This is a genomic window from Polynucleobacter sp. MWH-UH23A, assembly GCF_040409805.1.
Lineage (GTDB): Bacteria > Pseudomonadota > Gammaproteobacteria > Burkholderiales > Burkholderiaceae > Polynucleobacter.
This window is the reverse complement of record NZ_CP099572.1, coordinates 1,164,464-1,182,974: the sequence shown is the minus strand read 5'-3', so window position 1 is coordinate 1,182,974 and position 18,511 is coordinate 1,164,464. Positions and strand designations below refer to the sequence as shown.

The 18,511-nt window shown below is 46.1% G+C and carries 16 protein-coding genes and 1 tRNA gene; 13 read left to right on the top strand and 4 right to left on the bottom strand.

Annotated features, from left to right (window positions below; genetic code table 11):
- Positions 1-59: 59 nt before the first annotated feature.
- Positions 60-770 (top strand): queuosine precursor transporter, encoded by a 711-nt coding sequence (locus tag NHB35_RS06205; RefSeq protein WP_353431514.1) that lies wholly within the window; start codon positions 60-62, stop codon positions 768-770.
- 124 nt (positions 771-894) lie between these two features.
- A complete protein-coding gene (locus NHB35_RS06200; protein ID WP_353431513.1) occupies positions 895-2,502 on the top strand; it encodes an ABC-F family ATPase in 1,608 nt (535 codons plus the stop codon).
- Positions 2,503-2,539: 37 nt separating this feature from the next.
- On the opposite strand, the gene NHB35_RS06195 is transcribed toward NHB35_RS06200, so the two are convergent.
- Genes NHB35_RS06195 through NHB35_RS06180 form a run of 4 tightly spaced genes read right to left on the bottom strand, consistent with a single transcriptional unit; the run spans position 2,540 to position 6,035 of the window.
- Positions 2,540-2,803 carry a DUF1289 domain-containing protein gene (locus NHB35_RS06195; protein WP_353431512.1) on the bottom strand — a complete coding sequence of 88 codons (264 nt, stop codon included), beginning with the start codon at positions 2,801-2,803 and terminating at the stop codon, positions 2,540-2,542.
- A complete protein-coding gene (locus tag NHB35_RS06190; RefSeq protein WP_353431511.1) occupies positions 2,800-3,972 on the bottom strand; it encodes a GNAT family N-acetyltransferase in 1,173 nt (390 codons plus the stop codon). The genes NHB35_RS06195 and NHB35_RS06190 overlap by 4 nt, the downstream gene beginning before the upstream one ends.
- 2 nt (positions 3,973-3,974) lie before the next feature.
- Positions 3,975-4,361, bottom strand: a complete 387-nt coding sequence (gene gloA, locus NHB35_RS06185; protein ID WP_353431510.1) for a lactoylglutathione lyase — start codon at positions 4,359-4,361, stop codon at positions 3,975-3,977.
- 3 nt (positions 4,362-4,364) lie between these two features.
- Positions 4,365-6,035, bottom strand: coding sequence for an electron transfer flavoprotein-ubiquinone oxidoreductase (locus tag NHB35_RS06180; RefSeq protein ID WP_353431509.1), 1,671 nt, complete (start codon positions 6,033-6,035; stop codon positions 4,365-4,367).
- Between the two features lie 159 nt (positions 6,036-6,194).
- On the opposite strand from NHB35_RS06180, the gene NHB35_RS06175 reads away from it, so the two are divergent.
- From NHB35_RS06175 to pheT, 11 genes are all read left to right on the top strand, one after another.
- Positions 6,195-6,893 (top strand): CoA transferase subunit A, encoded by a 699-nt coding sequence (locus tag NHB35_RS06175; RefSeq protein WP_173955840.1) that lies wholly within the window; start codon positions 6,195-6,197, stop codon positions 6,891-6,893.
- A 27-nt stretch (positions 6,894-6,920) separates the two neighbouring features.
- Entirely contained in the window at positions 6,921-7,571 is a 651-nt protein-coding gene (locus NHB35_RS06170; RefSeq protein ID WP_353431508.1) for a CoA transferase subunit B, read from the top strand.
- A gap of 35 nt (positions 7,572-7,606) precedes the next feature.
- Positions 7,607-9,475, top strand: coding sequence for an alpha/beta fold hydrolase (locus tag NHB35_RS06165; protein ID WP_353431507.1), 1,869 nt, complete (start codon positions 7,607-7,609; stop codon positions 9,473-9,475).
- 21 nt (positions 9,476-9,496) lie between these two features.
- The gene (locus tag NHB35_RS06160; RefSeq protein WP_353431506.1) at positions 9,497-11,515 is read left to right on the top strand and encodes an HD domain-containing protein; all 2,019 of its coding nucleotides are present in this window, start codon (positions 9,497-9,499) and stop codon (positions 11,513-11,515) included.
- 18 nt (positions 11,516-11,533) lie between these two features.
- Positions 11,534-11,610, top strand: a tRNA-Val gene (locus tag NHB35_RS06155).
- A 101-nt stretch (positions 11,611-11,711) separates the two neighbouring features.
- Complete coding sequence (thrS, locus tag NHB35_RS06150; protein WP_353431505.1) at positions 11,712-13,634, top strand: threonine--tRNA ligase; 1,923 nt, start codon at positions 11,712-11,714, stop codon at positions 13,632-13,634.
- A gap of 17 nt (positions 13,635-13,651) precedes the next feature.
- Positions 13,652-14,200: a translation initiation factor IF-3 gene (gene infC / locus NHB35_RS06145; RefSeq protein WP_353431504.1), complete on the top strand. Its 549-nt coding sequence runs from the start codon at positions 13,652-13,654 to the stop codon at positions 14,198-14,200.
- Between the two features lie 147 nt (positions 14,201-14,347).
- Positions 14,348-14,545 carry a 50S ribosomal protein L35 gene (gene rpmI / locus NHB35_RS06140; RefSeq protein WP_173955835.1) on the top strand — a complete coding sequence of 66 codons (198 nt, stop codon included), beginning with the start codon at positions 14,348-14,350 and terminating at the stop codon, positions 14,543-14,545.
- A 25-nt stretch (positions 14,546-14,570) separates the two neighbouring features.
- On the top strand, positions 14,571-14,936 hold the full coding sequence (gene rplT / locus NHB35_RS06135; RefSeq protein WP_353431502.1) for a 50S ribosomal protein L20: 366 nt from the start codon (positions 14,571-14,573) through the stop codon (positions 14,934-14,936).
- Between the two features lie 29 nt (positions 14,937-14,965).
- Complete coding sequence (gene pheS, locus NHB35_RS06130) at positions 14,966-16,012, top strand: phenylalanine--tRNA ligase subunit alpha (RefSeq protein WP_353431501.1); 1,047 nt, start codon at positions 14,966-14,968, stop codon at positions 16,010-16,012.
- A 21-nt stretch (positions 16,013-16,033) separates the two neighbouring features.
- Positions 16,034-18,490 (top strand): phenylalanine--tRNA ligase subunit beta, encoded by a 2,457-nt coding sequence (pheT, locus tag NHB35_RS06125; protein ID WP_353431500.1) that lies wholly within the window; start codon positions 16,034-16,036, stop codon positions 18,488-18,490.
- Positions 18,491-18,511 lie beyond the last annotated feature (21 nt).

The following is an 18,511-nucleotide window of genomic DNA, read 5'->3' as shown; positions in this document are numbered from 1 at the left end:
TCCTCAGCGAGGTTGGCTGAAAGGGGATATTCTTTCTCTATTATCCATTTTTTAGAGCCATGGACACACTAAGACGTCACCACCGCTACTACGACTTGATTTTGGCTGCTTTTGTGGTTGTCTTGTTGTGCTCTAACTTTATTGGGGCTGGCAAGGCTGCAGTGGTGACCTTGCCATATTTTGGCGAAATGCCTTTTGGTGGAGGTATCCTATTTTTCCCTATCTCCTATTTCTTCGGCGATATTTTGACTGAGGTGTATGGATATGCATATGATCGAAGGGCGGTTTGGGCTGGATTTGCAGCGCTACTGTTTGCCGCAATCATGGCGCAGATTGTGATTGCCTTGCCTGTTGCGCCAGGTGAATACATGGCCAATTATCAGCATGGATTAGAAACAGTTTTTGGGAATTCTTGGCGTATCGCATTAGCTTCAATGTTTTCATTTTGGTGCGGCAGTTTTGCGAATAGCTTTGTTTTGGCCAAAATGAAAATTTGGACGCAGGGTCGCTACTTGTGGATGCGCACTATTGGTTCAACAGCAGTTGGTGAATTAGTAGACTCTTCATTCTTTTATATGCTGGCTTTCTATGGCATTTGGCCAACTCATGAAGTAGTTGCGGTAGCTTTGGCTCAATATGCTCTAAAAACAGGCTGGGAGGTATTGGCTACACCCTTAACCTATTGGGTAGTGAATTTCCTTAAACGTAAGGAAAACGAAGATTACTACGATATTCATACGAATTTCACGCCATTTCGGGTCAAAGTCTAGGTAGTCGACGTCCTTAGCCTTTTGGGGCTTTAAACCGTTAAAATAATGGTATTTGCCTCAAATGAGGCCGCATTATCAATGCGCATTCGTTCCACTTGATTCGTAGAAAGTTAGAGAAACATCCGTGCTGTCCGCATCTAATATCACCATGCAGTTTGGGGCAAAGCCTCTATTTGAAAATATTTCCGTGAAATTTGGCGGTGGCAATCGCTATGGCCTGATTGGCGCCAACGGTTGTGGTAAATCCACTTTCATGAAAATTCTTGGTGGCGAGTTAGAGCCTTCAAGTGGTAACGTGAGTTTAGACCCAGGCATTCGTCTCGGTAAATTACGCCAGGATCAGTTTGCCTACGAAGATGTTCGTGTTCTCGACGTCGTGATGATGGGTCACGAAGAGATGTGGAGAGCTGCTGCTGAACGCGATGCTATTTATGCGAACCCAGAAGCTAGCGATGAAGATTACATGAGAGCTGCAGAGCTTGAGGGTAAGTATGCAGAGTACGGCGGCTACACAGCTGAAGCAAAAGCGGGTGAGTTGTTATTAGGTATTGGTATTCCGATTGAGCAACACAATGGCCCAATGAGCAATGTCGCACCCGGTTGGAAATTGCGTGTCTTACTTGCTCAGGCCTTGTTCTCAGATCCAGATGTCTTGTTGTTAGATGAGCCAACAAATAACTTGGATATTCATTCGATTCATTGGCTGGAAGAAATTCTCAATCAATTTAATAGCACCATCATCATCATCTCCCATGATCGACACTTTCTAAATGAAGTGTGTACGCATATGGCTGATATGGACTATGGAACCTTGAAGGTTTACCCAGGGAACTATGACTCTTATATGCTGGCATCTACCCAAGCAAGAGCGCAGCAGTTAGCATCAAACGCCAAGGCCAAAGAAAAGATTGCTGAATTACAGGCTTTCGTAAGTCGATTCTCGGCAAATGCTTCTAAAGCACGCCAGGCAACATCTCGTCAACGCCAGCTAGAAAAAATTGAGATCGCTGAAATTAAACCCTCATCTCGTCAAAACCCATTTATCCGTTTTGACTATGAGAAGAAGTTACACAACATGGCCGTCGAATGCAATGCGCTCACTAAGGCGTACGACAGAACTATTTTCAAGAATCTGAAACTAGGCATTCGTGCAGGTGAAAAGATTGCCATTATTGGTCAAAACGGTGCCGGTAAAACTACTTTATTAAAAACAATCTTGAGTAAACGCTTTGATGGCATTGCCGCTGATAGTGGTGATGTGAAGTGGGCGGAGAATGCAAATGTGGGTGTAATGCCGCAAGACAACACTGAACTCTTTGCCAAAGAAGAAACGCTCATGGAATGGATGAGTAATTGGCGTAATACTGGTGATGATGATCAGGTCGTGCGTGGCACCTTGGGACGTTTATTGTTCTCGGGTGATGACATTGGTAAAGATGTGAAAGTGCTTTCTGGTGGCGAGAAGGGTCGCATGATCTGGGGCAAGTTGATGCTTCAAAAGCATAACGTGCTTGCAATGGATGAGCCAACCAACCACATGGATATGGAATCAATCGAGAGTCTACAGATTGCGCTTGAGAAGTTTGAAGGCACCTTAATCTTTGTATCTCATGACCGTGAATTTGTTCAGGCTTTAGCTAACCGGATCTTAGAAGTGAAGATGGATGGTACGGTTGAGGACTACTCTGGTACTTACGAAGAGTACTTACGAAGTCAAGCCTTGGCGGGTTGATGCAGTTAATAGAACTAAGTTAAAAATAAGCCCACCATCAAGTGGGCTTATTTTCTTTAAGCTGACGCTGAAAGCGCATCGCCGTTCCATCGGCTCGAATGCGTTTCCATACCGATGCCTTTTCTTCATCAGAAAAAAATACCCAATTGCTGACTTCGTTGAGGGTGCGGCCACATCCCTGACAAATCTCATCATAGAGGGTAGTGCACACGCCAATGCAGGGTGAGTCAGACTCATCATCTCCAGTAGATAGAGAGTGTGAGCCGTCTTGTTGGATCGGAAGATTGCTTTCAGAATTCATTTGAGTACTTTAGACGATTTCAAAGGACTGTGCTCTGCAAGCTCGTCCACATAAGCCTCAATTCCCTGATGTTCTCTTCCTAAGAATTGCTCAACAGCCTTGGCAAACCTAGGGTCTTTAATGAAATGGGCAGATTGAATAGTAGTAGGCAAAAAGCCGCGCGCCATTTTATGCTCGCCTTGTGCGCCACCCTCAAAGGTTTGAATACCTGCAGCTATGCAATATTCAATTGCTTGGTAGTAGGCGGTTTCAAAATGCAAAAGAGGAATATGCTCAAGCGCACCCCAATAGCGACCATATGCCTTCGACATAACGGCATCTACAACAAGTAATGAGGATGCAATTGGAGCACCATTTCTCTCAGCCACAATTAAATGTAGATTTTCTGGGAGACGTTTACCCCAAAGTTTAAAGAACGATTCATTGAGATAGGGCTGTGATTGATGTTCAAAATAGGTGTTTGCATAACATGCGTAGAAAAATTCCCAATCATGATCGGTCGAGACTCTTCCAGGGATATGTCTAAATGAAATGTTTTGTCTTGCAACAGACTCTCGTTCGCGACGTATATTTTTCCGCCTCTTCATGGTGAGAGATGATAAAAATTGTTCAAAGGATTGATAACCCTGGTTATGCCAATGAAACTGAACGGAGTCTCTTAGTAAAAATCCTTGTGTATTGAGTATGTCAACCTCATGCTTCTGGGGGAATAAGACATGTGCTGAAGATAACTGATTGTCTATGACCAAGGACTTCAGACCAGAAATTAGTTTCGAATAAATTAACGCTTTATTAAATCCTGGTTTGGATAGTAGGCGAGAGCCCTGAACAGGCGTAAATGGAATAGCGCAGAGTACTTTTGGGTAATAGTTCATACCTTGCTGCTCATAGGCCTGCGCCCACGACCAATCAAAGACATATTCACCGTATGAGTGTTGCTTCAAATACAAGGGAATAGCGCCAACTATTTCATCATTACACCTGAGAACTAGATGGGCGATTTGCCATCCAGTATTGTTGCCAACGCAAGCTGTCTCTTCTAGTGAGGACAGAAATTCATGTTTTAGGAAAGGGCCTGCATCATCTGAAAGTAGGCCATTCCATTCTGGTGACGTTACATCAGATATCTTGGTGAGTATCTCGAGATGAAATTGCCCAGACTCTGTCACTACTATCGTTGAATCAGTTCGATTTTGTAGCCGTCTGGATCGGTTATAAAGGCGATGATGGTATCTCCCCCGGCTACAGGGCCAGCTTCGCGAGTCACATTACCGCCAGCCGCTTTAATCTTTTCGCAAGCAGCATAGGCATCAGGTACTCCAATCGCAATATGGCCGTAAGCACTGCCCAAGTCATAGGAGTCAACGCCATAGTTATAGGTCAGCTCAATTTCCGCTTGGCCATCTGCGTTGCCTTTACCGAATCCAACAAAGGCTAATGAGTATTTTTGTGTTGGTCGCTCAGTGGTGCGCAAGAGATTCATGCCCAATACTTTGGTGTAAAAATCAATCGAGCGCTGGAGGTCGCCAACACGCAACATGGTGTGCAATAGCATCATGAATTACATCGCTCCGTAGTTTGGTCCGCCACCACCTTCAGGTGTTACCCAAACAATGTTTTGACTTGGGTCTTTGATATCACAGGTTTTGCAGTGCACACAGTTCTGCGAGTTGATCTGCAGTTTAGGGTGACCATCTGCTTCAACATATTCATAAACACCGGCAGGGCAATATCGCTGCTCCGGCCCAGCGTAAGTCTTCAGATTAAGGCTTACCGGAATAGCTGCATCTTTCAGAGTGAGGTGAACTGGCTGACTCTCTGCATGATTGGTATTGGAGATAAATACTGAGGACAGGCGATCAAAACTAATCTTGCCATCAGGCTTTGGATAATCAATTGGCTTGTGCTGTGAAGCTGGCTCAAGGCACTCATGGTCAGCGTGCTTAAGATGTACGGTCCATGGCATATTGCCACCCAGTACTTTCTGTTCAAGACCCACCATTAGCGTGCCTAGATAAAGGCCTTTTGACATCCAAGCTTTGAAGTTACGGGCCTGGTTAAGTTCGGTGTGTAACCAGCTATTTTGGAAGGCAGTTGGGTAGCCTGCAAGCACATCTGCTGAGCGGTTATCAGCCAATGCAGCAATAGCTGCTTCAGCAGCCAGCATGCCTGTCTTGATAGCAGCATGACTACCTTTAATACGAGATGCGTTTAAGAAGCCTGCATCACAACCGATGAGCGCGCCACCAGGAAAGACTGTCTTAGGCAAGCTATTCAAACCACCAGCAGTTAATGCGCGTGCACCATAGGCAATGCGTTTACCACCCTCAAAGGTTTCGCGAATCTTCGGATGCAACTTATATCTTTGGAATTCTTCAAACGGAGAGAGGTAGGGGTTCTTGTAGGAGAGGCCAACAACCAGACCCACAGCCACTTTGTTGTCCCCTAAGTGATAAAGGAATGATCCACCATAGGTGTCGTTCTCTAAAGGCCAACCGGCGGTATGAACCACTAAACCAGGCTTACTCTTGGATGGCTCAACTTCCCAGAGCTCTTTGATTCCAATACCATAGCTTTGTGGATCAGAGTCCTTATCCAATGCGAACTTAGAAATTAATTGCCTACCTAGGTGGCCACGAGCGCCCTCTGCGAATAAGGTGTATTTGCCACGCAATTCCATGCCGAGCTGAAACTGGTCGGTTGGGTTGCCCTCTTTATCTAAACCCATTGCACCAGTGATTACTCCAGCAACAGCACCTTGTTCGTTATATAAAACTTCTGCAGCAGGAAAGCCTGGGAAAATTTCTACACCAAGCGCCTCCGCTTGCTCTCCTAACCAGCGGGTGACATTTGCAAGGCTGATGATGTAGTTACCCTCATTCTGGAAGCAATGCGGCAACATCCAGTTTGGTACTTGATAGGAATTGTTTTTTGTTAAAAAGAGGAACTGATCTTGAGTAACTTCAGTATGGAGTGGGGCACCTAATTCTTTCCAATTGGGAAATAATTCGGATAAGGCTCTGGGGTCCATAACGGCGCCAGACAAAATATGCGCACCAATTTCAGAGCCTTTTTCCAATACGCAGACGCTAATTTCTTTTCCGGATTCATTAGCGAGCTGCTTTGCTCGGATTGCAGCTGATAAACCAGCGGGTCCGCCCCCTACGATCACAAGGTCATAGTCCATGGATTCGCGAGGCCCGAACTGTTCTAATAACTGCGCTGGATTCATGCAATTTCTCCGAGATTTCTTAAAAAATGGGGTATTTAAGCTTAGATAGTTTAGTTCCAAGTGCCTAAAACTAGTTTGGTGCCAAGACTGGCTGGGCTTGGGCGCCTAAAGCATTATGATTACTTTTTTACCATTTTCGGCAATATTAGGACAAAAGTTATGAATAAAACTTACCCATCGGCAGTTGATGCCCTGCGGGATATTTTGAAGGACGGCCAAAAAATTGCCGTTGGTGGTTTTGGTTTGTGCGGCATTCCTGAAGCATTGATTCAGGCAGTGAAGGATCTTGGCGCACAAAATCTTACTGCTATTGCAAATAATGCTGGCGTCGATGGCTTTGGCTTGGGCTTGTTATTGAATTCTCGCCAAGTAAAGAAAATGGTTGCATCTTATGTTGGCGAAAACAAAGAATTTGAGCGTCAATACTTAGCGGGTGAGTTAGAGCTGGAATTTACGCCGCAGGGAACATTGGCAGAAAAATTACGCGCTGGAGGTTGCGGCATTCCTGCGTTTTACACAAAAACGGGCGTAGGTACATTAGTTGCCGAAGGTAAAGAAGAAAAAGAATTCGATGGCGAGAAATACATCATGGAGCGTTCTATCGTCTCAGATATTTCTTTAGTGAAAGCATGGAAGGCAGACAAGTCTGGTAACTTGGTTTATCGCTATACCGCACGTAACTTCAATCCGGTGGTGGCAATGGCGGGCAAGATTACCGTGGCTGAAGTAGAGGAGATTGTGGAGAACGGACAATTGCATCCTGATGAGATTCATACTCCAGGCATTTATGTGCACCGCTTAGTGATTAATAAAACTCCAGAGAAGCGTATTGAGCAACGTACGCTTTCAGCTTCTTAATTATTAGAAAGAATTAGAGAGATCGATATGCCTTGGAATAGAGATGAGATGGCAGCACGTGCTGCGAAAGAATTAAAAGACGGTTACTACGTGAACCTAGGTATTGGTATGCCTACATTGGTGGCTAATCATGTGCCAAAAGATATGGAAGTATGGCTTCAGTCAGAGAACGGTTTGTTGGGTATTGGACCATTCCCAACTGAAGCGACTATTGATGCTGATTTGATTAACGCTGGCAAACAAACTGTTACAACCTTGCCAGGCTCTTCTATCTTTTCTTCTGCCGATTCTTTTGGAATGATTCGTGGCGGAAAAATCAACATTGCTATTTTGGGTGCGATGCAAGTGAGCGAGCATGGCGACCTAGCCAACTGGATGATTCCAGGAAAAATGGTGAAGGGTATGGGCGGTGCAATGGATTTGGTTGCCGGTGTAAAGCACGTGGTCGTTTTGATGGAGCACGTTGCCAAAAAGAAAGATGGCACAGAAGAGCTCAAAATTTTGCCTAAGTGCACATTACCCCTGACAGGTGTAAAGGTCATCAGCAAGATCATCACGGATCTCTGTGTTTTAGATATCACTCCAAAAGGGCTGAAGTTGGTCGAGTTGGCTCCTGGTGTTACTAAGGAAGAGGTTATCGCCAAGACGGGTGCCCCTGTTGATACAGCGGGTTTCTAACAAGCGTCATCAATTAATGGAATAATGGGTTCACCATGTCGGGATCCCATCATTTCCATTCAAGGTCGCATAAGCACCAAAGTCATTCTGGTGTTGATCCTTCTCTGCATGCGCATAAGAAGGGTGATGCAAAACACTCTCATAGCAAAGAGGTCTCTAATCAAAATTTGCTGCTAATTGCCTTAGTACTGACACTCGGCTTTTCTGGTGTTGAAGGTGCCGCAGCGTATTTTGCAAATTCACTAGCCTTAATATCAGATGCCGGTCATATGGTGACCGATGCAGCTGCATTAGGTCTCGCGCTGTTGGCACAAATTATTTCTCGTCGTCCGCCATCTCCCAAACATTCATTTGGTTTTGGCAGGGCGGAGGCTCTTGCCGCCTTTGTTAATAGTATTGCGATGCTCGGCTTAGTAATTTGGATTGTCGTTGAGGCTATCAGTCGCTTTTACGATCCGCATAAGGTGGATGGTCTTACGGTAACGGTGGTTGCTGCGATTGGTCTGCTAATGAACATCGTGGTAGCTTGGGTTCTATCACGAGATAAGAAAAGTGTTAATACACGCGCAGCACTAATCCATGTCATGGGTGACTTATTAGGCTCGATTGCAGCATTAGTGGCTGGCGTGGTGATTCAACTGACTGGCTGGATGCCAATCGATGCGATCCTATCCATTTTGGTATCTTTGCTGATCCTCAAGTCCACCATTTCAATCCTGCATGAGTCATATCACTTCTTAATGGAGGGTGTCCCATTACACATTGATTACTTGCAAGTGGGGAAAGATTTAAAGAGCGTGCCTGGAGTTCTTGCGGTCCATGATTTGCATGTTTGGGAGATGACGCCTAGTTTTCCAGCGCTGATTGGTCATATCGAAATTGCTGATATAAAAGAGTGGCCAGAAATCATGACCAGAATAAATCAGATGCTGCTAGATAAGCACGGGATCGATCACGTCACTCTGCAACCAGAAGAAGTGCATGCGGTGATTGATTGTGTTGAGGATGGTGATGCACACCATTTTCATCAGCAAGCCGATGTAATTCATGCGGGCGACACTTTCTATGTGCAATGTACCAGCGGTGAATCCACGCATCGCATGGCATACCACGCCTGGGGTGACCCCAGAAATTCTAAAGTTCTCTTATGTGTGCATGGCTTAACGCGTCGTGGTAGTGATTTTAAGACTCTCGCTCAAGCAATGTGTAAAGACTATTACGTAGTCTGTCCAGATGTAGTAGGTCGTGGCGACTCTGATCGCTTAAGCAACCCAATGCAATATGCTGTTCCCCAGTATGTTGCGGATATTGCGCAACTGGTAAAGCAACTTGGGGTAGCACAAGTCGATTGGCTAGGTACTTCGATGGGTGGCTTGATTGGTATGGTGTATGCGGCAATGCCAAATTCACCTATACGCAGAATGTTGATCAATGATGTAGGTCCCAGAATTGAACCAGACGCGATTAAGCGCTTAGGTTCTTACGTTGGCCAACCTTTTGCATTTGCCAATCGTGCCGATGCATTAAACCGCTTAAATCAAATCTGCGCTACTTTTGGTGAACATACCCCTGAGGAGTGGGAAGTGTATAACGGGCCGATGTTAGTGCAACGTGATGGAATGTGGGTAATGCATTACGACCCTAGTATCGCCGTTCCTTTTGCCTCCGTTAATCCCATTATGGCTAAAGCAGGTGAAGTCGCGATGTGGCATGCATTCAAGCAAATACACATTCCGATGTTGATCGTGCGCGGCGCTGATTCTGACTTACTTTCAGCGGCGACAGTCGCTGAAATGTGTAAGGTTAATCCATATGCTCGCAGTATTGAGATTCCGAATGTGGGTCATGCCCCAGCATTTGTTAAGCCTGAGCAAATAGCGCTGGCAAAAGAATTCTTCAGTTAATTTCATTAATTAATTTTGCCTATGGCAAATTCCCCCAGTAAACCCACCATTTTCGTAGATGCATGGTACGGTGAGCCTTCTGAAACCCATGCTTTGGGGGTCTCACAAATTTTGCAAGGGCTTAATCTAGATGAAGCCACTTTGCTTGCCGCTAGTAATATTGCGCGCACATACAATAAAGAGGCGCTGGTTAAATTAATTGGTGAGGAGTCTGCCAAGCTATTGATTGGCTATCGTGGGCTCCGACAGGCTCAAGCAAAGCTAGTTCGTGATGATGGTGGTCTTAGCGTCTCAGGGCAAGAAGAGATGTTGCGCAAGATGCTATTAGCATTTGGCGATGATCTTCGGGTGGTATTGATTTATCTTGCCTCACGTCTTCAGACATTGCGTTGGATTACTCAAGAAAAAATTTCGGTGCCAGCGCCATGGGCTCAAGAGATCTTAGATATTGATGCGTCATTAGCCAATCGTCTAGGTATATGGCAGATGAAATGGGAGATGGAGGATCTTGCCTTCAGAGCACTTTCTCCTGAAATCTATCGCGATATCGCCAAGATGCTTGATGCCAAGCGTATAGAACGCCAAGTATTTATTGAGAAGATTGTCCAGCAACTTCAAGAAGAATTAAAAGCAGCACAAATTTCAGGCGAGGTATTTGGTAGACCAAAACACATCTATAGTATTTGGAAAAAAATGCAAGGCAAGTCATTGGACTTTGCAAATTTATATGACGTCCGTGCTTTTCGGGTGTTGGTTGATGATATAAAAACTTGCTACGCTGTTTTGGGAATTGTGCACAACATTTGGCAGCCAGTGCCACGAGAGTTTGATGATTACATCGCTAGACCAAAACCAAATGGATATCAATCGCTTCATACCGTAGTAATGAATGAAGATGGCACCGCATTTGAGATTCAACTACGTACTCATGATATGCATCAACAGGCGGAGTATGGTTTGGCTGCGCACTGGCGCTATAAGGAAGGGGCATACATTGGGATGGCGACTCCCCCAAACCAAGCTAAAGCTAGTCAGGGTAATAAAGCCTATCAACCTGGAACTCATAGTGCGGAAGTTGCTTATGAACGCCAAATTGCTTGGGCAAGACAGCTCATTTCTTGGAAAGAGGATGCATGGGATCAGCTTAAGCATCATGAGATTGATAACCACATATATGTGTTAACGCCATTGGGTAAAGTAATCTCATTGGAGAAGGGATCAACACCAATTGATTTTGCATATGCAGTTCATACAAATCTGGGCCATCGTTGTCGGGGTGCTCGCGTAGACGGTGCCATGGTGCCCTTGGAGACTGCTCTCAAGAATGGGCAAACCATTGAAATCATTGCTGTAAAAGATGGTGGTCCTTCGCGTGATTGGATTAGCCCCGATAAGCATTATGTTGGCTCGCAACGTGCTCGTCAGCGTGTACGTGCCTGGTTTAACGCATTGGACGATGTGGATGCTCCTCCAGCTTCAAAAGGGATTGAAGCAAAATCAGAGACTTCAACAGAAGCAAAACCAATTACTCCTGAAATTATTCTGCGCCATAGTAGCCGCAAGGCAGGTCAAGGCGGTGATGTATTGGTAGTGGGAGTGGACTCATTGCTGACGCAATTGGCAAGATGTTGTCGTCCTGTACCACCTGATGCTATTGCTGGTTTTGTTACGCAAGGAAGAGGGGTCTCGATCCATCGTCGCTCATGCAAAACATTCAGGGGTTTATTGGAAAGAGCGCCTGAGCGAGTGATTCAAACGGCTTGGACAGCGGCAGCCGTTGATCCAGATGCTAAGACAGATCAAAAGCGCGTCTTTCCTGCTGATTTGCTGGTTTCGGGGCTGGATCGACCTGAGCTCATGCGCGAGTTATTCGAAATCCTGACTCGTCAGGGTGTGCATGTGATTGATTTACGGAAATCCGTAAAAAAGGGCTTAGCCCAGATCCTTTTGACTGTGGAGGTCAAAGACTCTGAGGTACTGAGGGTGGTTCAGAATAGCCTAGAAGAGCTTAAAGGGGTCACGCAAGTACGTCGCCGGTGATAAACTCTAGGGCTGTATAGGCTCGTAGCTCAGCTGGTTAGAGCACCACCTTGACATGGTGGGGGTCGTTGGTTCGAGTCCAATCGAGCCTACCAACGAATAATGACCCAAGATGCGCGGTTGCCCACAAGCTCCCGCGCTTTCTTTTTAGGTCTGTGAAGTGAAACTGGAGTTCAGTTAAGAAGATGGAGTTGTCATGCCAGTAGTTACTCTGCCAGATGGATCAAAACGAGAGTTTGAGGCCCCAGTTCGCGTAGCGGATGTGGCGCAAAGCATCGGTAGTGGTCTAGCAAAAGCCGCCTTAGGTGGAATCGTTGATGGCAAGATGGTCGATACCAGTTTTGTGATTGACAAAGATAGTCAACTCGCCATCATCACTGACAAGAGCCCAGAAGCTTTAGACATTGTGCGTCACTCTACTGCGCACTTGTTGGCATATGCTGTTAAAGAATTATTTCCAGAAGCGCAGGTAACCATTGGTCCTGTTGTCGAGAATGGTTTTTACTACGACTTCTCATATCACCGTCCATTCACTCCTGATGATTTAGTCGCGCTAGAAAAGAAGATGGTTGAGCTGGCTAAAAAAGATGAGCCAGTAGTGCGTAGTGTTTTGCCTCGTGATGAAGCAGTGAAATTCTTTAAGGATCAGGGCGAGCATTACAAGGCCGAAATTATTGCCAGCATTCCACAGGGCGAAGATGTTTCGCTTTACGCGGAAGGCAAGTTCACAGATCTATGCCGTGGCCCACACGTACCGTCCACTGGTAAGTTAAAGGTATTTAAGCTCATGAAGCTTGCTGGTGCTTACTGGCGTGGTGATAGCAAGAATGAGATGCTCCAGCGTATTTATGGAACTGCATGGTTGCGCAAGGAGGATCAAGACGCTTACTTGCACATGCTCGAAGAATCTGAAAAGCGTGATCATCGCCGCTTAGGTAAGCAACTCGATTTATTCCATTTCCAGGAAGAGGCGCCAGGATTAATTTTCTGGCATCCAAAAGGCTGGTCAATCTGGCAAGAAGTTGAGCAATACATGCGTCGCGTGTATCAACAAGAAGGCTACCAAGAAGTGAAGGCCCCACAAATTTTGGATCGCGCGCTATGGGAAAAGTCTGGCCACTGGGAAAACTATAAAGAAAATATGTTTACGACAGAGTCGGAAAATCGCGCTTATGCATTAAAGCCGATGAACTGTCCTGGGCATGTGCAAATTTATAACTCTGGTTTGCATAGTTATCGCGAACTGCCTTTGCGCTTCGGTGAGTTTGGTCAGTGTCATCGTAATGAACCCTCAGGCGCACTGCATGGCTTGATGCGTGTTCGCGGCTTTACTCAAGATGACGGACACATTTTCTGCACTGAGGATCAAATTCAGTCTGAGGTGGCGGACTTCGATAAAGCGGTACGCGCTGTTTATCAGGACTTTGGCTTTACCGAGGTTGCGGTCAAGCTGGCTTTGCGTCCAGACAAGCGTGTTGGCGATGATGCTATTTGGGATAAAGCTGAAGAGGCTCTCCGTGGGGCGTTGAAGGCATCAGGGCAAGAGTGGGAAGAGTTGCCGGGCGAGGGTGCATTTTATGGTCCTAAGATCGAATATCACCTCAAAGACTCAATTGGGCGTACTTGGCAGTGCGGCACCATTCAGGTAGATTTTTCAATGCCGGCCCGTTTAGGAGCGGAATATGTGGCTGAGGACAATAGCCGTAAGACTCCGGTCATGCTCCATAGGGCTATTGTGGGATCTTTAGAGCGTTTTATCGGTATTTTGATCGAAAACCATGCTGGAAATATGCCAGTTTGGCTCGCCCCGACTCAGGCTGTAGTCCTTAATATTTCAGGAAATTCTGCTGCATATGCACAACAAGTCCAGCAAATCCTGAAAAAACAAGGGTTTAGAGTCGAGGCGGATTTGCGGAACGAGAAAATTACGTATAAAATACGCGAGCACGCATTACAGAAGATCCCATTTTTACTCGTTGTAGGAGATAAGGAATCAGAAAGTAATTCGGTGGCTGTTCGTGCCCGTGGCGGAGTGGATTTGGGTGTAATGCCTATTGATGCCTTCGTTGCCCGACTCCAGCAGGATATTTCCCAGAAAGTCGGACCCGAGCCTAGCTAGGGTTAGAACGGTATTTATTGTTTTTTAAAGGAATTAAGAAGATCGCTACTGAAAAATTGCAGCGCATTAATCGGGAAATTACCGCTCCTGAAGTGCGTTTGATTGGAATCGATGGGGAACCCATTGGTGTAGTTAAGTTGAGTGAAGCCTTGGCTGCAGCAGAAGAGAAAGATACCGATTTGGTTGAAATTGCTCCAACAGCTGTTCCACCTGTAGTCCGCATCATGGACTTTGGCAAATTCAAATACCAAGAAGCCAAGCGTCAGCATGAAGCTAAGCTGAAGCAAAAAGTAATTCAGGTGAAGGAAGTGAAATTCCGCCCTGGTACTGACGATGGTGACTATGGTGTGAAGCTACGCAATCTGATCCGCTTTTTAGAAGATGGCGATAAGACAAAGATTACTTTACGTTTTCGTGGTCGTGAAATGGCTCACCAAGAAATCGGAGCAAGAATGTTGGAGCGTTTGAAGTTGGACCTACAAGAGTACGGCCAAGTTGAACAGTTTCCAAAGATGGAGGGTCGTCAAATGGTGATGGTATTGGCCCCCGTTCGTAAGGCTAAGTAACTAGGGAATTAATAAGACCCAGTTCTTATGTAGGGAGGCGTTCTGAGTGAATAACGAAGGCGCTGGCAGTTAAGAAGTGCTTCTGGGTACAGGAAGAGTAACCGTCGGTTACCACCTATGTTGCACAAGTAGAAGGAGGGGTGCTTTATGCCCAAGATGAAGAGCAAGAGTAGCGCGAAAAAGCGCTTCACGGTTCGCGCAGGCGGATCGATTAAACGGGGTCAGGCTTTCAAACGCCACATCCTCACCAAGAAGACCACAAAGAACAAGCGTCATTTGCGTGGTTCCGCTGAAGTTGCGAAATCTGACATCAAGTCAATTCGCTCCATGCTTCCATACGCTTAACCTCAGACTAGATTAGGAGAATTCAATGCCAAGAGTCAAACGTGGGGTTACAGCAAGAGCCCGTCATAAGAAAATTACCGATGCCGCAACAGGTTACCGCGGTCGTCGTAAAAACGTATTCCGTATTGCTAAGCAAGCGGTTATGCGTGCTGGTCAATATGCATATCGTGATCGTCGTAATAAGAAACGTGTATTCCGCGCTCTGTGGATTGCCCGTATCAATGCGGCAGTGCGTGAGCACGACATGACCTATAGCGTATTCATGAATGGTATGAAGAAAGCTGCGATCGAGCTCGACCGCAAAGTGCTTTCTGATATGGCTATTGCTGACAAAGCAGCTTTCGCTGCTTTGGTTACTCGGATCAGATCCGTAGTAAACGCTGCAGCTTAATTCTTAGTTTCTAAGCGAACTAAGCTGCAATGGTTTCTCTCGACCAAATTGTCGAGGATGCCAAATGTGATTTCTCAAGAGCTTCCGATTCGGCCGCTCTTGAGGACGCGAAAGCCAGGTATCTCGGTAAATCAGGTGTTCTTACTGAGCGTTTAAAAGCGCTTGGTGGAATGTCGCCTGAGGAGCGCAAGAGTGCTGGCGCCCAAATTAATCAAATCAAAACTCAAGTAGAGGCTGCATTACAAGAGCGTCGCCAAGCATTGGCTGATGCTGTATTGCAACAGCGTCTCGCTGCAGAATCGATTGATGTGTCCTTGCCAGGGCGCGGTCAAGCAGTTGGTAGTTTGCATCCGGTGATGCGTACTTGGGAACGAGTAGAAGAAATCTTCCGTTCCATTGGTTTTGATGTGGCTGATGGCCCTGAAATTGAAACTGACTGGTTTAATTTCACGGCACTTAATAGCCCAGAAAATCATCCTGCCCGTTCAATGCAGGATACCTTTTATATCGATGGCAAAGACTCTTTAGGGAAGCCTTTACTGTTACGTACGCATACCAGCCCAATTCAGGTTCGTTATGCCAGTGAGCACGTCAAGAAATTCGCTAATGCTGATGCGATGCCTCCTATTAAGGTTATTGCGCCTGGAAGAACATATCGCGTTGATAGTGATGCAACTCACTCTCCAATGTTCCATCAAGTAGAAGGATTGTGGATCGCAGAGAGTGTTTCATTCGCTGATCTCAAAGGCGTCTATACCGATTTCTTGAGAACCTTTTTTGAAACGAATGAGTTGCAAGTGCGTTTCCGTCCATCCTATTTCCCATTTACAGAGCCATCGGCTGAAATCGATATGGCATTTGGCTCTGGCAAGTTAGCAGGCCGTTGGTTAGAAATCTCCGGGGCAGGGCAGGTTCACCCAAATGTGTTACGCAACATGGGTATCGACCCTGAGCGATACACTGGCTTTGCCTTCGGATCAGGTCTTGAGCGCTTAACTATGTTGCGCTATGGCATCGATGACTTGCGTCTCTTCTTTGAAAATGATCTGCGTTTCTTGGCGCAGTTCCCTGCATAAAAATCATTACTAGAAAGCGCTATGCAATTTTCAGAATCTTGGCTTCGTCAATATGTAAATCCATCGCTTGATAGCGAGGCTTTAGGTCATGCCTTGACGATGGCTGGCCTTGAAGTCGAAGAACAGCACTCTGTTGCACCTCCATTTACTAAAGTCGTTGTTGCGCAAATTCTGTCTGCCGAGCAACATCCTGATGCAGATCGTTTGCGGGTTTGCAAAGTCGATGCTGGCACCGGTCAAGAGTTACAAATTGTTTGTGGTGCTCCAAATGCACGCGCTGGTATCAAGATCCCTTGTGCCATGGTTGGCGCTGAACTGCCTCCAGCGGAAGCGGGTGGCAAGCCTTTTGTGATTAAGGTGGGCAAGCTTCGTGGCGTAGAGAGCCAAGGAATGTTGTGTTCAGGCCGTGAGCTTGGCTTGGGTGATGACCATGAAGGCATCCTAGAATTGCCTGCCGATGCTCCAGTGGGCGAGGATATTCGTCAATACCTCGACTTAGATGATCAAATCTTTGTTATTAAGTTAACTCCTAACAAAGCAGACTGCCTTTCTTTAATTGGTGTTGCTAGGGAGGTGTCTGCAATTACGGGGGCTGCATTATGTACTCCCAAATGGAATGCTCCTGCAGCTGCAATCAATGAGAAGCGCAAAGTTACTGTTGAAAATAAAGAGCTTTGCGGACGATTTGCTGGGCGCGTCATTCGTGGTGTAAATCCTCAAGCGAAAACGCCAGATTGGATTGTGAAGCGCTTATCTCGTGCAGGCCAAAGAAGTATTTCTGCTTTGGTGGATTTATCAAACTACATCATGCTAGAAATGGGTCAGCCAACCCATGTATTTGATATTGATAAGCTTGACGGTGATATCACTGTTCGCTGGGCTAAAGCAGGTGAGACACTTGAGTTATTAAATGAGCAGACAGTAACTTTGCAGGGTTCCGATGCAGCTGGAAAACTTCAGGATGCTGGAGTAGTGGCCGATCAAAAAGGCCCAGTTGCGCTTGCTGGAATTATGGGCGGCAATCATTGCGCGGTAAGCGATGACACCAAGAATGTTTATGTAGAGGCGGCTTACTGGCTCCCGTCGGCCATTCAAGGTCGTGCTCGTCGCTTTAATTTCAGCACGGATGCAGCACATCGTTTTGAGCGTGGTGTTGACCCTCAAAATACCGTAAATTGTCTTGAATACCTTTCTGCATTAATTACCGAAGTTTGTGGCGGTCAAGCAGGCCCAGTCGACGATCAGATTTTGAATGTGCCTGAGCGAAAGTCAGTCAAAATGCGCTTGGCCAGAGCCCAGAAAGTAATTGGTATTCAGTTAACAAATGAAATCGTCGCGGACGTATTCAAGCGTCTTGGTTTTGAGTTCAAGCAAGAGGGCGATACTTTTGTTGTTACGCCACCAAGCTATCGCTTTGATATCGAAATTGAAGAAGACTTGATTGAAGAAGTCGCGCGTCTGTACGGCTTTGAAAATATCCCTGATCAACCGCCAGTTGCGTCACTCAAGATGAGTGCCAAGGATGAGGCCAAGCGTGGCACTCATTTGCTGCGTCAACGTTTAGCGCTGCAAGGCTATCAAGAGGCCGTAAATTTTGGATTTACCGACCTTGAGAGCGAGCAGCGGTTAACTGGAGCAACTGATAAGGATGTGATTGCGGTTCTAAATCCAATCGCCAATCAGTATGGTGTCATGCGCAGTACCTTGTGGGGCGGTTTACTATCAAACCTTAAATCAAACCTCAATCGTGGAGCGGGTCGTGTTCGTTTATTTGAAACAGGACGAGTATTTAAGCGAGATTCCAATGTTCAGGAAGCGGCAGGCAAAGTTGCTGGTTTCCTACAGCCACAGAAAGTAGGCGGTATTGCTTACGGCGCATTTGTACCGGAGCAGTGGGCTAGCGCTACGAGAGCGGTAGATTTCTTCGATGTCAAAGGCGATCTAGAGCGAGTTCTTGATCCTTTGCGTATTGTTACTGAAGCAGCACAACATCCCGCATTGCATCCTGGCCGTAGCGCAAAGGTTTTCTTGGCTGGACCTAAAAATCGAATTGATATAGGCTGGATTGGTGAATTGCATCCAGGTCTACAACAGGCTTATGAATTGCCTCAAGCTCCAGTATTGTTTGAGTTAGATTTGGATCCAATTCGTGAGCTTGGTTTGCCCGTGCCACAAGAATTAAGCAAATTTCCCGCAGTGCAACGTGATTTAGCATTGGTAGTGAAGCAGGGTGTATCTGCTCAATCATTGTTAGATGCTATGGCTGACAGCAAGCAAAATTTTGTGTGCGCCATTGAGTTGTTTGATGAATTTAAGCCAAAAGCAGCTTCTAACAGTATGGCAGATGATGAAAAGAGCTTGGCATTCCGAGTAACCCTATTAAATCCCGCCGAAACTTTACAAGATGCTCAAATTGATGCTGTAATGAGCGCCTTGTTAGGTGCCGTTGAGAAAAAGTGTGCAGCCCGTCTGCGCTAGGTTTACTATTACGAAATACTT

Coding starts and splice junctions, on each gene's coding strand:
- thrS (WP_353431505.1), top strand. CDS start 11,712: ATGCCAGTAGTTACTCTGCCAGATGGATCAAAACGAGAGTTTGAGGCC.
- NHB35_RS06195 (WP_353431512.1), bottom strand. CDS start 2,803: ATGAATTCTGAAAGCAATCTTCCGATCCAACAAGACGGCTCACACTCT.
- NHB35_RS06180 (WP_353431509.1), bottom strand. CDS start 6,035: ATGAATCCAGCGCAGTTATTAGAACAGTTCGGGCCTCGCGAATCCATG.
- pheS (WP_353431501.1), top strand. CDS start 14,966: ATGGTTTCTCTCGACCAAATTGTCGAGGATGCCAAATGTGATTTCTCA.
- NHB35_RS06160 (WP_353431506.1), top strand. CDS start 9,497: ATGGCAAATTCCCCCAGTAAACCCACCATTTTCGTAGATGCATGGTAC.
- pheT (WP_353431500.1), top strand. CDS start 16,034: ATGCAATTTTCAGAATCTTGGCTTCGTCAATATGTAAATCCATCGCTT.
- rplT (WP_353431502.1), top strand. CDS start 14,571: ATGCCAAGAGTCAAACGTGGGGTTACAGCAAGAGCCCGTCATAAGAAA.
- NHB35_RS06170 (WP_353431508.1), top strand. CDS start 6,921: ATGCCTTGGAATAGAGATGAGATGGCAGCACGTGCTGCGAAAGAATTA.
- rpmI (WP_173955835.1), top strand. CDS start 14,348: ATGCCCAAGATGAAGAGCAAGAGTAGCGCGAAAAAGCGCTTCACGGTT.
- NHB35_RS06175 (WP_173955840.1), top strand. CDS start 6,195: ATGAATAAAACTTACCCATCGGCAGTTGATGCCCTGCGGGATATTTTG.
- NHB35_RS06165 (WP_353431507.1), top strand. CDS start 7,607: ATGTCGGGATCCCATCATTTCCATTCAAGGTCGCATAAGCACCAAAGT.
- gloA (WP_353431510.1), bottom strand. CDS start 4,361: ATGATGCTATTGCACACCATGTTGCGTGTTGGCGACCTCCAGCGCTCG.
- NHB35_RS06205 (WP_353431514.1), top strand. CDS start 60: ATGGACACACTAAGACGTCACCACCGCTACTACGACTTGATTTTGGCT.